We start from the raw sequence: 15,614 nt of genomic DNA, 5'->3' as shown, positions 1-15,614 counted from the left end.
AGGGGCGTAGTTCAATTGGTAGAGCACCGGTCTCCAAAACCGGGTGTTGGGAGTTCGAGTCTCTCCGCCCCTGCCAATTACCAATTAAGTAATAATAAAAGAAGTATCATATTGATAGCCCGGCTACTTTAGTCGGGTTTTTCTTTATCTAAATTTCGTTTGTTCTCATGATTTTTCCCCGTTTTTTCCTCTTATAAATATTACTAATCTTTTTGTTTACCATACAGAAAATAAATTCCTCCTCATTTCTTCTATGATCCCAATATTTATTCCAACACATAAATATATGTATAGATTATTTTCATGCTTAAAGATAATAAGATATTTTTTTAAATAATTTTTAGTGATTATGAAATAACTATTTGAAATTAAAATAAAAAATAAGATAAAACTATATTTTAATAGATTATCCCTATGATTTGTTAAAAATAAATTGAGAGTTACTGATTGATTTGAAATTAAAATTTCAGTAATAAACCGATCCAAACTAGATATAAAAATACCTAGTTTTATTCGGAGATCTTTATCGATTAGGGTCGATATTATCTATTTGTAGTATTGAATTTCTAGTACTTAGATAGGATACGTACCGGTCATCGAAGAGTAGTTAAAATTATTATCAAGTACCTTCATCCTCATGATGTAATAAAGCATGTTTAATCGGTGTTTTAAGTAATTGATTAATTAATGCTTGCTGATCATTTTTTTGCAGCCAAATTGCATACAGAGGCTTTGTAATTACAGATTCTGAGGCTGTTTTAATGTTAGGGTAGTCAGAAGCCCAATGTGACGGTAAAAATGCCGCAGAAAGCGTTACAGAAAGTAATTGGCGTGCTATATGAGCTGATGTAGTGATCATCACCGGAGATGAATCAGCAGAGAGCAAAGGTTGATTTTGGGGATTGAAATCTGCGCCCCATTCTAGCTTGATATAGTTATATTGAGTGAGAGCTAAATGTTTTTGCGAAGTCATTAGCTGCAACGAGATAGAACCAATTATTGTACTCTGAAATTCGTCCATTTTTGGAGGCTCTGTTGCTATCAACAAATCTAATTCTCGAGAATGGATTTGTTTGACTAACGATTGACGAGTCGATACTCGTGATTCTAATCGTAGTTCATCATGTTGTTGATATAAGTCTTGAATCCAATCCGTTAAATATCCTTCCCACAATGATGCGGTCGCTCCAATTGACAATTCAGTATGCTGCGAAGCATGGGTAATTTCTTTTTTAGCTTGCAGCCAAGTATTCATCAATGATTCAGCATAGGGTACTAATCGCTCACCCGCAGCAGTAAGACGAATATTATTACGATGTCGAGTAAACAAATTTGTGCCAAGTTGAGTCTCTAGCTGACGTATTCTAAAACTTACTGCAGACTGTGTCAGATAGAGTGATTCCGCGGCTCTTCCGAAGTGGCGCGTTTTACTGACCTCCAAAAATGTTCTAAGTAACTCGGTATCCACATGCATCTCCAATTTTTTTTGTCGTGAGGATTTAAATGTTTTGTTTTACAGAATGCTAATGCTATCTAATACTCCGCGCCATAAAGCGTTTGACAGTAGAAATTAGGAGTGTGCCAGATGGCAGAAAGCTTTATCACGACTAATCGTTTTTTTGATACTAAACATTATCCTCGTGGCTTTTCTCGTCATGGTGATTTCACCATCAAAGAGGCTCAATTATTAGAGCGTTATGGTCAGGCTTTTAACGAGCTTGATGCAGGTAAACGTGAACCACAAACAGAAGAAGAGAAGCTCTTCGTCTCTGCTTGTCGTGGTGAACGTGAGCCCACTACCCTTGAAGAGAAAGTGTGGGCAAAATACGTTTCACGTATTCGTCGCCCTAAACGCTTTCATACTTTATCTGGTGGAAAACCTCAGATTGATCCATCGGAAGACTATACAGATACAGATGATTAATATCATCTAGATCTGCGAGAAAAGGGGCTTCGGCTCCTTTTCTTTTCATTTGTTAGCCTTATTTGAATCGTAAAGTAGCCAAATGATGGTTTGTATTAAAATTCCCTCAAGTAAGACCATTACTTTTAACTTTTCTGTTGTTTCCCTTATATTTTCTAACTTACTTGTTGTTGTAAATGTAGCAGAAGTCTATCCATCGCTCGGTAACTTAATGCTTCGAGTAAATGCGATTTTTCAATATTTTTCTCTTCATTAAGATCGGCGATAGTGCGCGAGACCCGAAGAATTTTATGCCAAGCCCTAATGGATAACCCCAGTTTATTTAGTGCAGATTCAAGAAAAAAAGCATCCTCCGGTTTTAATCGACATAAATTACTGGTTTCTTTGCCACTCAGGAGCCCGTTAATTTTTCCTCCCCGTGCAATTTGCTTGATTCGAGCCGCGGCTACCCGCTGTTTTATCGTACTGCTACTTTCAGTAGTAATATTCGTCTGGCTAAGTGTGCCTAGAGGTAGCAATGGGATTTCAATCGAGAGATCAAATCGGTCGATGAAAGGGCCTGAAATACGTGATAGATAGCGTAACATTTGTGTTGGGGTACTGCGTTGATAATTTCCTTCATAATATCCAGTCGGGCTGGGATTAAGCGCAGCGATGAGCTGAAATTTTGCCGGGAAAGTAACTTTAGCTTTTGCTCTGGAAATAATTATTTCATGTGACTCTAAGGGTTCTCTTAATGAATCTAATATTTTTCTTTGGAATTCAGGAAGCTCATCTAAAAACAGAATTCCATGATGCGCCAGAGAAATCTCGCCTGGTTTCGGTAAGCTGCCGCCACCGATAATGGCGGCTATTGAGGCACTATGGTGAGGTGAACGAAAGGGTCTATCTGGCCATTCATTGCTAGCAAGCGATACTCGTCCATTCAAGTTATGTATCGCTGTAACTTCTAATGCTTCCTGTGGAGTTAATGGTGGCAGTAATGAAATTAATCGGCTCGCTAGCATAGTTTTTCCTGTACCCGGCGGACCAAGTAGCAGTAAGTTATGCCCTCCAGCGGCGCTAATTTCTAATACTCGTTTGCCTTGCTCTTGGCCGATAATTTCGCTGACATCATCATATTGATTCTGGGTACTGGCGGGATTTTTTAATAATATATTGCCGCTTAGTGCATGGTTATCAGCTAAAAAATAGCAAATATCAAGTAAGTGTTCGGCGAAATACGCGGAGTTATCCGGTAATAAATTTAATTCAGCTTTGTTATCGACAGATAAAATCAAAATTCTATTCTTGATGATGGCCGCTTGAGTCGCAATAATCGCACCTGAAATATGGCGTAAACATCCAGAAAGAGCTAACTCGCCTAAGAATTCAAATTCATTCAGTCTAGTGGTTGGGATCTGTTCTGAGGCAGCCAGGATAGCAATAGCTATAGCCAAGTCATAGCGTCCGCTCTCTTTGGGTAAATCAGCTGGGGCTAGATTTATAGTTATTTTTTTTACTGGATATTGAAATCCACTATTGATGAGTGCGCTACGTACTCTGTCTCTGGATTCTTTAACTGCGGTTTCAGGCAGTCCTACCATAGTTAATCCGGGTAAGCCATTACTGATATGCGCTTCGACAGTGACTGCCGGGGCATTCATGCCGATTGAGGCTCGAGTATAAATAACAGCTAGCGACATAATATCTCCCTTTGGGTGTAAGCATAGATTAGTGGAGAAAATAGAATTGATGGCTAATATTGCTGGAAAGCGTAGCTATACTCGAAAATATTTAATATTTATGCCGGATCGAATAATTATGTCTTCGACGCGGCTCACAATTAATAATAACCAAGTTATATTTTTCTTGAATTAAAATTAATCACTGTAATTAACTAATATTTAATGACTGGAGATTTAGATTAAAATAATAACGGATTAATAATAATAGCGTTATTACATTGTTATGACGTGTTTTATTGGTTTATATCTCTAGTAAATAGCTTGTTTGGTAGGTCATTATTTTATTTTTCTTCTATCCTGTTGATTTTAAATAAACAAAACATTATGAAATGAAAAAAATAAAATAAAAGTTGTCAAAATATTTTTAAAATGATAACTCTTAAGTTATACAGAATCACATTGAATAGAAGATTATGAACGCATTTGTCCAAGTTATTAGCCTAATTATACTAAGCGTGGTGGTGATTATTATCCCACCGTGCGGGGCTGCACTTGGACGAAGAACGGCTTAAAGATTAGCCAGATCTCACAAGAACCCCGCACCGAAAGGCGCGGGTTTTTTTTTGCGTAAATATCGAAAAATTAAAATGTGTGGTCGTAAAAATAATTAATGCAAATAAAACGATAAAAAACGACAGGAGAAGGGCATGAACGGGGCACAGTGGTTGGTTCAAGCGTTGCGAACACAAGGAGTTGATACCGTATTCGGTTATCCCGGCGGTGCAATTATGCCAGTATATGATGCTCTGTATGATAGTGGACTTGAACATCTGTTATGTCGACATGAGCAGGGTGCGGTCATGGCAGCAATTGGTTATGCACGTGCCAGTGGCCGTACTGGAGTCTGTATTGCAACATCGGGACCGGGAGCAACGAATTTGATTACTGGCCTAGCTGATGCATTACTCGATTCCGTCCCTGTTGTAGCCATCACCGGGCAAGTTGCCTCAGATCTTATAGGAACGGATGCTTTTCAAGAAATTGATGTCTTAGGTTTATCCCTCGCTTGTACTAAACACAGTTTTTTAGTCGAATCTATTGATGACCTTCCTCGTATCGTTGCAGAAGCTTTTATCATTGCTAATAGTGGTCGTCCTGGCCCTGTATTGATTGATATTCCTAAAGATATTCAGTTGCAACAAGCTGAGTTATCAGCTTATTTAATGCCTGTAGATGAAGAGTTTGTCACTCCTGTAGTCGCGTTAGAACAGGCTAAGTTATTATTGCAACAAGCCAGTAAACCTATTTTCTATGTTGGTGGTGGTGTGGGCATGTCGCATGCCGTTGAGCAATTTAGGGCGTTAGCTGAATTTACCGGGATTCCGATTGTTTCGACGCTTAAAGGTTTAGGCGCAGCTGAACGTTCATCGCCTTATTATTTAGGTATGTTGGGCATGCACGGCACAAAAGCCGCTAATTTTGCGGTTCAGCGCAGTGATTTACTCATTGCGGTAGGTGCACGTTTTGATGATCGTGTAACAGGGAAATTAAATACTTTTGCTCCCAATGCTAAAGTTATTCATATCGATATCGATCATGCCGAGTTAGATAAATTACGCCAGACACATGTTTCTTTATGTGGAGACGCTAAAGCGTTATTACCAGAACTGATGATGCCGCTGGATATTTCTGCGTGGCAGCAAGAGGTCACACAACTGAAAACTGAATTTTTTTGGCGTTATGATCATCAAGGGGAAGCTATTTATGCCCCCTTGTTATTAAAGCAATTATCAGAGAAAAAACCACATAATACCGTGATCACGACAGATGTTGGTCAGCATCAAATGTGGTCGGCTCAGCATCTGAGTTTTGAAGCGCCAGAAAATTTTATTACGTCTAGCGGTTTAGGCACCATGGGATTTGGTATTCCTGCAGCTATCGGCGCGCAAATTGCTCGGCCACAAGATACCGTAATCTGTGTTTCTGGCGATGGCTCTTTTATGATGAATGTGCAGGAATTAGGTACTATCAAACGTAAAAAATTACCTGTTAAAATTTTATTATTAGATAACCAGCGCTTAGGGATGGTACGTCAGTGGCAAGAACTGTTTTTTGAACAACGTTATAGCGAAACAATTCTTACCGATAATCCAGATTTTATTACTTTAGCTTCTGCGTTCGAGATCCCCGGCCGTCGTATTACAACAAAATCTGAAGTTGCTGCCGCGTTAGATGAACTACTGAATAGTGAAGGCCCGTATTTATTGCAGGTATCAATAAATGAATTAGAAAACGTTTGGCCATTGGTTCCACCAGGGGCAAGCAATGAAAAAATGATGGAGAAACCCTAATGATGCAACATCAACTCGCCATTCAAGCGCGTTTCCGTCCCGAGGTTTTAGAGCGTATATTACGCGTTACTCGTCATCGTGGATTTCATATCTGCTCCATGAATATGGACCAAACGCTAGACGGCAATAATGTTAATATCGAGCTGACAGTAAATAGCCAGCGTCCATTGGCGTTACTTTATGCTCAATTAACCAAGTTATCTGATGTTTCCGGTGTTGAAATCCGTGAACAAGAATCACGACTATTACGCACACAAAGTGCTATGTAAGGAAAGGAAGACAAAAATGACAAAGAAAGCTGACTATATTTGGTTTAATGGCGAAATGACCCCTTGGGCTGAGGCGAAAGTGCACGTAATGTCTCATGCATTACATTATGGAACCTCGGTGTTCGAAGGTGTCCGTTGCTATGACTCGCATAAAGGCCCGGTCGTTTTTCGTCATCGTGAGCATATGCAGCGTTTGCAGGATTCTGCAAAAATCTATCGTATGCCGGTCAGCTATAGCGTTGACGAACTGATGGAAGCGTGTCGCGAAACTCTGCGTAAAAATAATTTAGTTAGCGCCTACATTCGTCCTTTAGTCTTTATCGGTGATGTGGGTATGGGGGTGAATCCGCCAGATGGCTACAACACAGATGTCATTATCGCTGCATTCCCTTGGGGGGCTTATTTAGGCGAAGAAGCGCTGGATCAAGGTATCGATGCGATGGTTTCTTCATGGAATCGTGCGGCAGCGAATACTATCCCTACAGCAGCCAAGGCTGGGGGAAATTATCTATCTTCTTTATTGGTGGGCAGTGAAGCGCGTCGTCATGGCTATCAAGAAGGTATTGCTCTGGATGTCAGCGGTTATCTTTCTGAAGGCGCAGGCGAAAATATTTTTGAAGTTAAAAATGGTATTTTATTTACCCCTCCGTTTACCTCAGCTGCACTGCCCGGTATTACCCGTGATGCGATTATTACATTAGCCAAAGATATGGGTATTGAAGTCCGTGAGCAAACATTGTCTCGCGAATCATTGTATCTGGCTGATGAAGTCTTTATGACCGGTACCGCGGCTGAAATTACACCGGTACGCAGTGTCGATGGAATTCAAGTGGGCATTGGTCGCTGTGGCCCAATAACTAAAAAAGTTCAGCAAGCATTCTTTGGCTTATTCAATGGTCAGACAGAAGACAAATGGGGCTGGTTAGATCCAGTCAACCCACAATAAAAAATTTTATATCTTACAGGCGGTCGTTCCCCGCCTGTTGCTAAACACAGGAGTGAAAACAATGCCTAAATACCGTTCCGCCACCACAACTCATGGCCGTAATATGGCGGGTGCCCGAGCATTATGGCGCGCGACAGGCATGACTGATGACGATTTTGGCAAACCGATTATTGCCGTTGTTAATTCATTTACTCAGTTTGTACCCGGACATGTTCATCTGCGTGATTTAGGCAAATTAGTGGCTGAGCAAATTGAAGCCTCTGGCGGAGTCGCAAAAGAATTCAATACGATTGCTGTTGATGATGGTATCGCGATGGGGCATGGCGGTATGTTGTACTCGCTGCCTTCCCGTGAATTAATTGCTGATTCGGTTGAATATATGGTGAATGCGCATTGCGCCGATGCCATGGTGTGTATTTCTAATTGCGATAAGATAACCCCAGGCATGTTGATGGCTTCGTTGCGTCTAAATATTCCGGTCATCTTTGTTTCTGGCGGTCCGATGGAAGCCGGAAAAACTAAGTTATCCGATCAAATTATTAAACTTGATTTAGTCGATGCGATGATCCAAGGGGCTAATCCAAATGTAAGTGATGCAGAGAGCGATCAAATTGAACGTTCTGCGTGTCCAACTTGCGGTTCGTGCTCGGGGATGTTTACGGCTAATTCGATGAATTGTTTAACCGAAGCGTTAGGTTTATCTCAGCCGGGTAATGGTTCGTTATTAGCAACTCATAGTGATCGCGAACAATTGTTTTTAAATGCGGGTAAGCGCATCGTCGAATTAACTAAACGTTATTATGAGCAAGATGATGAGAGTGCGTTGCCTCGTAATATTGCCTGTAAAGCGGCATTTGAAAATGCGATGACGCTAGATATCGCGATGGGTGGCTCAACAAATACTGTGCTGCATTTATTGGCCGCCGCGCAAGAAGGCGATGTCGATTTTACCATGGAAGATATCGATCGCTTGTCACGAAAAGTTCCTCATTTATGTAAAGTCGCACCAAGTACACCGAAATATCATATGGAAGATGTTCACCGTGCTGGTGGAGTTATGGGAATTTTAGGTGAATTATATCGAGCCAATTTATTAGCGCCAGAGGTTAAAAATATTCTGGGGTTAAATTTAGCTGACACATTAGCGCAATACGATGTCATGTTGACTCAAGATGAGTCGGTTAAACAGATGTTTTCAGCCGGCCCAGCAGGGATCCGTACGACCAAAGCATTTTCACAGAGCTGTCGTTGGCCATCTCTCGATACTGACCGTGAAAATGGATGTATCAGAAGTCTGGAGCACGCCTACAGTTTAGAAGGTGGTTTAGCCATATTAGCGGGTAACGTAGCGGAAGATGGTTGCATTGTAAAAACCGCCGGTGTTGATGAAGGCAGTTTAGTGTTCCGTGGACCGGCTAAAGTTTATGAAAGCCAAGATGATGCAGTTGAAGCAATTCTCGGCGGTAACGTTGTGGCAGGGGATGTCGTCGTGATCCGCTATGAGGGGCCAAAAGGTGGTCCGGGAATGCAGGAAATGCTCTACCCAACGTCTTATTTAAAATCTATGGGTCTGGGTAAAGTTTGCGCTTTAATTACCGATGGTCGATTCTCGGGCGGAAGCTCCGGTTTATCAATTGGTCATATTTCGCCAGAAGCTGCGAGCGGTGGAGTGATTGCGCTGGTGGAAGATGGCGATATTATTGATATTGATATCCCACGCCGTAGTATTTCGTTAGTTGTCGATGACGCAGTATTAGCAGAGAGAACGCAAGCTGAGCTTGCTCGCGGTGAACAGGCATATACACCGAAAAATCGCCAGCGTCAGGTTTCGTTTGCATTACGGGCTTATGCTTCTCTCGCCACCAGTGCGGATAAAGGTGCTGTGCGTGATAAATCCAAATTAGGGGGTTGATAATGGCCTCTACTAAATTGTTAACGGCGGCGCCTTCGAGCGCTGATTATCTGAAAGCCGCGCTCAGTGCACCGGTTTATGATGTTGCACAGGTGACACCATTGGAAGAAATGGGCAAAGTATCTGCCCGTTTTGATAATACAATTTTAGTCAAACGTGAAGATCGTCAGCCAGTGCATAGCTTCAAGCTACGTGGTGCTTATGCAATGATCAGCGGATTAAACGAAGAGCAGAAAGCACGTGGAGTGGTTACTGCATCAGCGGGTAACCATGCGCAAGGCGTCGCATTATCGGCGAGCCGCGTTGGTGTAAAAGCGCTGATTGTGATGCCGGTAGCGACGGCGGATATCAAAGTGGATGCAGTGCGTAGTTTTGGCGGAGAAGCCTTGTTGTATGGGGCAAATTTTGATGAAGCTAAAGCGAAGGCCATTGAATTATCTGAGCAGCATGGCTATACCTTTGTACCTCCGTTTGATCATCCCGCAGTGATAGCCGGTCAAGCCACTATTGCGCTGGAGCTATTACAGCAAGATGAAAAACTCGATCGGATTTTTATTCCAGTTGGCGGAGGTGGACTGATTGCTGGCGTCGCGGTATTAATCAAACAATTAATGCCAGAAACTCAAATTATTGGTGTCGAAGCCGAAGATGCCGCCTGTTTGAAAGCGGCTTTAGCGGCAGGTGAGCCAGTAAATTTAGAGCGGGTCGGATTATTTGCTGAAGGCGTCGCGGTTAAACGTATTGGTGATGAGCCTTTTCGTTTATGCCAGCAATATGTCGATGATGTTATTACGGTTGATAGCGATGCGATTTGCGCCGCACTAAAAGATATTTTTGAAGATGTTCGTGCTATTGCTGAGCCTTCGGGAGCATTAGCATTGGCAGGGCTAAAAAAATATGTGCAGCAGCATAATATTAAAGGTGAACGCCTCGCACATATTTTATCTGGCGCTAATATGAACTTTCATGGCTTACGTTATGTTTCTGAACGCTGTGAGATTGGCGAGCAGCGAGAAGCATTATTGGCAGTAACCATTCCTGAGCAAAAAGGCAGTTTTTTACGTTTTTGTCAGTTACTGGGGCATCGTGCGGTTACTGAATTTAATTACCGTTATACCGGTATTAATCCAGAAAATGCCTGTATTTTTGTCGGCGTACGCTTAAATGGTGGAGACGCTGAACGCAGTGAAATGATCGCTGAATTACAAGCAAATGGTTATGCTGTTGCTGATCTTTCTGACGATGAAATGGCTAAATTGCATGTACGCTATATGGTCGGCGGACGCCCATCTAAGCCACTGCAAGAACGTTTATTTAGTTTTGAGTTTCCTGAATCGCCGGGTGCATTGCTGAAGTTCTTACAAACCTTGGGCACATATTGGAATATTACTTTATTTCATTACCGTAGCCATGGCACCGATTATGGCCGTGTGTTGGCGGCTTTTGAATTATCTAGCCAAGAAGTACGCTTTGATCGTCATTTAAAAGATTTGGGGTATGAATATCATGATGAAACTGGAAATCCATCTTTCCAGTTTTTCTTAGCTCCGCAAGATAACTCTCAAGCCCTAGATTGAGCGTTCGGGCAGTAACTGCCAAAATGCACGGATTAGCGGCTCACTTAGGCGTTTGCTTAATACACAAACGCCTAATTCAAACGGTTCCACAAGCGAAATATTCTCTAGTTGAGAAATCCGGCTACGGACTGGTTCGGGGCTATTTTCAACCACTACACTCGGGATGAGTGCAATTCCGCAGCCTAATGCCACCATCGAAACAATCGCCTCATGACCCGAAACCGTAGCATAAATCAACGGATTATGGATCTGATGGCGACGAAACCAGCGCTCAATACGCTGACGAGAAGGTCCGTGCTCGGGTAAAATAAATGGAACTTGTGACCAATCCGGTTGCGGATTATCAGTGACCATGGAGCGTACGGCGCAAGCCAGTGCTGGAGCTATCAATACTAAAGGGATCTCTCCTATTTTTTTGAACCGTACGTTATTCGGTAATTTTTCTGGTTTTCCGGCAATCCCTAAATCAGCGTCGTTAGTTGCTACTTTATCGACGGCATCTGCAGCATCTCCGGTTGTGAGCTTGATCTCAACTAGTGGGTTTTGTGCTCGGAACTGATCAATAATTTGTGGCAGATGGCTATAGGCGGCGGTAACTGAACAGAATAAGCACAATTCTCCAGTAAGCGATGGGCTATTTTGATTTAGCCCATGCTGCAATTGTTGATATTGCAATAATGTTTGTTGCGCAAATTGCTTTAGCTGTTCACCGGCATCAGTCAGTTTTACGGTGCGATTATCACGCACAAATAGCCCGTGACCGAGTTGTTCTTCGAGCCGTTGTATTTGGCGTGAAAGCGTCGACGGACTGACATGCATTGCTTTAGCCGTACGTCCAAAATGGCAGCTTTCAGCTAAATGAAGAAATAATTTCAGGTCACGAATGTCGATAATTGCCTCCGAATAAACAGATAATAACGCATTGCAAAAAATGCAATGCTGTATTGTTAATATATCAATTTAAGCAATGCATATCATCGCATATAGTAAATATATAAATTAATCACCTTACATTAGATGAGGCAAATAGACGGAAAAAACCGTCTGATGCTAAACACAACAGAACAATGGAGTCTGACCCATGGCGAATTATTTTAATACATTGAATTTACGTCAGCAGTTATCTCAATTAGGCAAATGCCGTTTTATGGCGCGTGAAGAGTTTGCTGATGAAGCAGGGTATTTAAAAGGGAAGAAAATCGTCATTGTGGGTTGTGGTGCACAAGGTTTAAACCAAGGCCTGAATATGCGTGATTCAGGTCTAGATATCGCTTATGCCTTGCGCAAAGAAGCAATTGCTGAAAAACGTGCCTCATGGCGTAAAGCGACCGAGAACGGCTTTAAAGTTGGCACTTATGAAGAATTAATCCCAGAAGCAGATTTGGTGGTTAACTTAACCCCAGACAAACAGCATTCAGCGGTGGTACAAGCGGTTCAACCGTTAATGAAAAAAGGCGCTGCGCTGGGCTATTCGCATGGTTTTAATATTGTTGAGGTCGGCGAACAAATTCGCAAAGATATCACCGTTGTGATGGTCGCACCAAAATGCCCGGGCACCGAAGTTCGTGAAGAGTATAAGCGTGGATTTGGCGTACCAACATTGATTGCTGTTCATCCTGAAAATGATGCGAAAGGCGAAGGTATGGCGATTGCTAAAGCATGGGCAGCCGCAACAGGCGGGCATCGTGCTGGTGTACTTGAATCATCATTTGTGGCTGAAGTTAAATCTGACTTGATGGGTGAGCAAACTATTTTGTGCGGTATGTTGCAAGCCGGTTCATTGCTGTGTTACGACAAAATGGTGGCAGACGGTGTGGAACCAGGCTATGCCGGTAAATTAATTCAGTTTGGGTGGGAAACTACCACTGAAGCCTTAAAACAAGGTGGTATCACTCTGATGATGGATCGCTTATCTAATCCGGCGAAGCAACGTGCATTTGCACTGTCAGAGCAATTAAAAACCATTATGGCGCCTCTGTTCCAGAAACATATGGATGATATTATTTCTGGTGAATTCTCATCAACGATGATGGCTGACTGGGCGAATGATGATAAAAATCTACTGACTTGGCGAGAAGAGACCGGCAAATCCGCTTTTGAAAATTATCCAGAATATGACGCGAAAATCAAAGAGCAAGAATACTTTGATTATGGTGTGCTGATGATAGCGATGGTTAAAGCCGGAGTTGAATTAGCATTTGAAACTATGCTGGATGCAGGGATCATTGCTGAATCAGCCTATTACGAATCTCTGCATGAATTGCCATTAATCGCCAATACTATTGCGCGTAAACGTCTGTATGAGATGAACGTGGTTATTTCTGATACTGCGGAGTACGGTAACTATTTGTTCTCATTTGCGGCCGTGCCGTTACTGAAAGAATTTATGACCACATTGCAGCCGGGTGATTTGGCGCAGGCCGTTGCAGATAATGGAACGGATAATGCCCAATTACGCGATATTAATGAAGCTATTCGTAATCATCCAATTGAAAAAATCGGTAAAACTCTGCGCGGTTATATGAAAGATATGCAACGTATTGCCGTAGGAGGTTAATTTTACGGTTAATAGTTTACGGCTAATAAATAGTTCTGTGATAATTATTTAACGATGAAGCGGTATCGTTAATAAAGTCATCAGCGGGCTCATAGATTATGGGCCCGTTTTTATTCTATTTTTATGGTGTTTTTATTATAGATAAGCGCGATAGATTAAGCGCGAATGACAGTTCAAACAGATTAAAATAAAATCAATATCCTCAATATTCTCGGCTCATTACCGTGCCCGCTTTCTGCTACAATCCTAAGTTATTTCTCTCTGTTCAAATCAAGAGTTTATTAATAAGGCGATGCGATAAGGTTATGCGATTAAATCCCAGTCAGCAGCATGCTGTTGAATATGTTGAAGGTCCTTGTTTAGTGCTTGCTGGCGCAGGCTCCGGTAAAACGCGAGTTATTACCAATAAAATTGCTTATCTTATTCGGCAATGTGGATATCAACCTCGTCAGATTGCCGCGGTGACCTTTACCAATAAAGCCGCGCGTGAAATGAAAGAGCGTGTGGCACAGACTTTGGGGAAAAAAGAAGCTCGTGGATTGATCATCTCAACATTTCATACCTTGGGGTTAGAAATTATCAAGCGCGAATATAAGGCGCTAGGGATCAAGGCTAACTTCTCATTGTTTGACGATCAAGATCAGATGGCGTTACTTAAGCAGCTTACGCTTGATTTACTCGAAGAAGATAAAGACTTATTAAAGCAATTGATCTCGACGATTTCAAATTGGAAAAACGATCTTCTTTCTCCACAGGAAGCGATGGCGCGAGCTCTCAATGAGCGTGAGCAGCATTTTGCAGAATGTTATCGCCGCTATGAACTGCATTTGAAGAGCTGCAATGTATTGGATTTTGATGATTTAATTGCTAAACCCACGCTATTATTATCCCATAACGAAGCAGTTAGAGAGCGTTGGCAGAATAAATTGCGTTATCTGCTGGTGGATGAATATCAAGATACTAATACCAGCCAATATCAATTAGTTAAGTTATTGGTTGGACGTCGTGCTCGCTTTACTGTTGTGGGTGATGACGATCAATCAATTTACTCATGGCGCGGTGCTCGACCGCAAAACTTGGTGTTACTGTCGCAGGATTTTCCGCAATTAAATGTTATTAAACTTGAGCAGAATTATCGTTCTTCTGGTCGTATTCTGAAAGCCGCTAATATTTTAATTGCGAATAATCCGCATGTTTTTGAGAAAAAACTGTTCTCTGAATTAGGCTATGGACAGCCTTTAAAAGTGATCACCGCAAATAATGAAGATCATGAAGCTGAGAGAGTGATTGGCGAATTAATTGCCCACCATTTTATCAATAAAACAGCGTATAAAGATTATGCCGTGTTGTATCGCGGGAATCATCAATCGCGTATTTTTGAAAAAATGTTAATGCAGAATAGGATACCTTACCGTATTTCTGGGGGGACATCATTTTTCTCACGCCCTGAAATTAAAGACTTATTAGCCTATTTGCGCGTTATCACCAATCCTGAGGATGACAGTGCATTTTTACGTATAGTGAACACTCCACGCCGAGAAATTGGGCCTAAAACGATTCAAAAATTAGGTGATTGGGCGAATCAAAGAAATAAAAGTTTGTATCACGCTAGTTTTGATCTGGGATTAGAACAGTCGTTGACGGGCAAGGGATTAGCATCATTACAGCATTTTTCTCGCTGGATGGCGGAAATTTCCCGCTTGGCTGAGCGAGATCCTTTAATGGCGGTACGTGATTTATTGCGCGAAATAGATTACGAAAGCTGGTTGTATGAAACGTCAACGAGTACTAAAGCGGCTGAAATGCGCATGAAAAATGTGAATCAATTATTTACTTGGATGAGTGAAATGATTGAAGGTGATGAATTAACCGAGCCAATGACATTATCTCAGGTAGTTACGCGCTTTACATTGCGGGATATGATGGAGCGTGGGGAAGAAAGCGAAGATGCTGATCAAGTTCAATTAATGACTCTACATGCTTCTAAAGGGCTTGAATTCCCTTATGTATTTTTAGTCGGTATGGAAGAAGGGCTGCTCCCTCATCAAAGCAGTATCGATGAAAATAATATTGATGAAGAACGCCGATTGGCGTATGTCGGGATTACCCGTGCGCAAAGAGAATTATTTTTTACTCATTGTCGCGAACGTCGGCAATACGGTGAATTAATCCGCCCAGAAGTGAGCCGTTTTTTATTAGAGTTACCGCAAGATGACGTTGATTGGGAAAGTGAACGAAAAGTCGTGACGCCGGAAGAACGGATGAATAAAGGTAAATCTGCGCTTGCTGATATTAAAGCTCGTTTAGGATTAAATACTAAAAAAATATAGCTTATTCATATTAAAAGTAAAAATGTTGCATCTGACGTGATCTGCCGATGCAACATTTTATTTTTTAGCTTAGATTCGCGG

At 41.8% G+C, this 15,614-nt stretch carries 12 protein-coding genes and 1 tRNA gene; 10 read left to right on the top strand and 3 right to left on the bottom strand.

The genetic code is table 11. The features are described from left to right. Nucleotides 1-76: transfer RNA gene (locus tag M992_RS02250), tRNA-Trp, on the top strand. Nucleotides 77-619: 543 nt separating this feature from the next. Here the strand turns inward: M992_RS02250 and hdfR are convergent. Beyond that, nucleotides 620-1,474 carry an HTH-type transcriptional regulator HdfR gene (hdfR, locus tag M992_RS02245; protein WP_053907160.1) on the bottom strand — a complete coding sequence of 285 codons (855 nt, stop codon included), beginning with the start codon at nt 1,472-1,474 and terminating at the stop codon, nt 620-622. A 111-nt stretch (nt 1,475-1,585) separates the two neighbouring features. Here hdfR and M992_RS02240 point away from each other — a divergent pair, with 111 nt between their 5' ends. After that, the gene (locus tag M992_RS02240; RefSeq protein WP_047254876.1) at nt 1,586-1,924 is read left to right on the top strand and encodes a MaoP family protein; all 339 of its coding nucleotides are present in this window, start codon (nt 1,586-1,588) and stop codon (nt 1,922-1,924) included. A gap of 155 nt (nt 1,925-2,079) precedes the next feature. On the opposite strand, the gene M992_RS02235 is transcribed toward M992_RS02240, so the two are convergent. Beyond that, nucleotides 2,080-3,609 carry a YifB family Mg chelatase-like AAA ATPase gene (locus tag M992_RS02235; protein ID WP_053907159.1) on the bottom strand — a complete coding sequence of 510 codons (1,530 nt, stop codon included), beginning with the start codon at nt 3,607-3,609 and terminating at the stop codon, nt 2,080-2,082. 455 nt (nt 3,610-4,064) lie between these two features. Here M992_RS02235 and ilvL point away from each other — a divergent pair, with 455 nt between their 5' ends. The 6 genes from ilvL (at nt 4,065) to ilvA (ending at nt 10,646) form a co-directional block, all read left to right on the top strand. After that, complete coding sequence (gene ilvL, locus M992_RS14620; protein WP_072057313.1) at nt 4,065-4,163, top strand: ilv operon leader peptide; 99 nt, start codon at nt 4,065-4,067, stop codon at nt 4,161-4,163. A gap of 135 nt (nt 4,164-4,298) precedes the next feature. Continuing rightward, a complete protein-coding gene (gene ilvG, locus M992_RS02230; protein WP_053907158.1) occupies nt 4,299-5,942 on the top strand; it encodes an acetolactate synthase 2 catalytic subunit in 1,644 nt (547 codons plus the stop codon). Continuing rightward, nucleotides 5,942-6,211 (top strand): acetolactate synthase 2 small subunit, encoded by a 270-nt coding sequence (gene ilvM / locus M992_RS02225; RefSeq protein WP_053907157.1) that lies wholly within the window; start codon nt 5,942-5,944, stop codon nt 6,209-6,211. The genes ilvG and ilvM overlap by 1 nt, the downstream gene beginning before the upstream one ends. 16 nt (nt 6,212-6,227) lie before the next feature. Continuing rightward, nucleotides 6,228-7,157 (top strand): branched-chain amino acid transaminase, encoded by a 930-nt coding sequence (locus M992_RS02220; RefSeq protein WP_047254880.1) that lies wholly within the window; start codon nt 6,228-6,230, stop codon nt 7,155-7,157. Between the two features lie 61 nt (nt 7,158-7,218). Further along, nucleotides 7,219-9,069, top strand: a complete 1,851-nt coding sequence (gene ilvD, locus M992_RS02215; protein ID WP_047254881.1) for a dihydroxy-acid dehydratase — start codon at nt 7,219-7,221, stop codon at nt 9,067-9,069. A 2-nt stretch (nt 9,070-9,071) separates the two neighbouring features. Continuing rightward, entirely contained in the window at nt 9,072-10,646 is a 1,575-nt protein-coding gene (ilvA, locus tag M992_RS02210; protein ID WP_053907156.1) for a threonine ammonia-lyase, biosynthetic, read from the top strand. On the opposite strand, the gene ilvY is transcribed toward ilvA, so the two are convergent. Beyond that, on the bottom strand, nt 10,638-11,537 hold the full coding sequence (gene ilvY / locus M992_RS02205; protein ID WP_053907155.1) for an HTH-type transcriptional activator IlvY: 900 nt from the start codon (nt 11,535-11,537) through the stop codon (nt 10,638-10,640). The two genes, ilvA and ilvY, sit on opposite strands and share 9 nt — an antisense overlap. A gap of 190 nt (nt 11,538-11,727) precedes the next feature. Here ilvY and ilvC point away from each other — a divergent pair, with 190 nt between their 5' ends. Further along, a complete protein-coding gene (gene ilvC, locus M992_RS02200; RefSeq protein WP_047254884.1) occupies nt 11,728-13,203 on the top strand; it encodes a ketol-acid reductoisomerase in 1,476 nt (491 codons plus the stop codon). 305 nt (nt 13,204-13,508) lie between these two features. Continuing rightward, nucleotides 13,509-15,533, top strand: coding sequence for a DNA helicase Rep (gene rep, locus M992_RS02195; RefSeq protein ID WP_053907154.1), 2,025 nt, complete (start codon nt 13,509-13,511; stop codon nt 15,531-15,533). Nucleotides 15,534-15,614: the final 81 nt, after the last annotated feature.

The sequence above is a fragment of the Moellerella wisconsensis ATCC 35017 genome, assembly GCF_001294465.1.
In the GTDB taxonomy this organism is placed as follows: Bacteria; Pseudomonadota; Gammaproteobacteria; order Enterobacterales; family Enterobacteriaceae; genus Moellerella; species Moellerella wisconsensis.
Note: the sequence above shows the minus strand (reverse complement) of the source record. Positions and strands in the feature narration are given on the sequence as shown.

What these genes read in the sequence shown, in the direction of transcription:
- M992_RS02220 (WP_047254880.1), top strand. Translation starts at nt 6,228, where the DNA reads ATGACAAAGAAAGCTGACTATATTTGGTTTAATGGCGAAATGACCCCT.
- ilvL (WP_072057313.1), top strand. Translation starts at nt 4,065, where the DNA reads ATGAACGCATTTGTCCAAGTTATTAGCCTAATTATACTAAGCGTGGTG.
- ilvG (WP_053907158.1), top strand. Translation starts at nt 4,299, where the DNA reads ATGAACGGGGCACAGTGGTTGGTTCAAGCGTTGCGAACACAAGGAGTT.
- ilvM (WP_053907157.1), top strand. Translation starts at nt 5,942, where the DNA reads ATGATGCAACATCAACTCGCCATTCAAGCGCGTTTCCGTCCCGAGGTT.
- hdfR (WP_053907160.1), bottom strand. Translation starts at nt 1,474, where the DNA reads ATGCATGTGGATACCGAGTTACTTAGAACATTTTTGGAGGTCAGTAAA.
- M992_RS02235 (WP_053907159.1), bottom strand. Translation starts at nt 3,609, where the DNA reads ATGTCGCTAGCTGTTATTTATACTCGAGCCTCAATCGGCATGAATGCC.
- rep (WP_053907154.1), top strand. Translation starts at nt 13,509, where the DNA reads ATGCGATTAAATCCCAGTCAGCAGCATGCTGTTGAATATGTTGAAGGT.
- ilvD (WP_047254881.1), top strand. Translation starts at nt 7,219, where the DNA reads ATGCCTAAATACCGTTCCGCCACCACAACTCATGGCCGTAATATGGCG.
- ilvA (WP_053907156.1), top strand. Translation starts at nt 9,072, where the DNA reads ATGGCCTCTACTAAATTGTTAACGGCGGCGCCTTCGAGCGCTGATTAT.
- M992_RS02240 (WP_047254876.1), top strand. Translation starts at nt 1,586, where the DNA reads ATGGCAGAAAGCTTTATCACGACTAATCGTTTTTTTGATACTAAACAT.
- ilvC (WP_047254884.1), top strand. Translation starts at nt 11,728, where the DNA reads ATGGCGAATTATTTTAATACATTGAATTTACGTCAGCAGTTATCTCAA.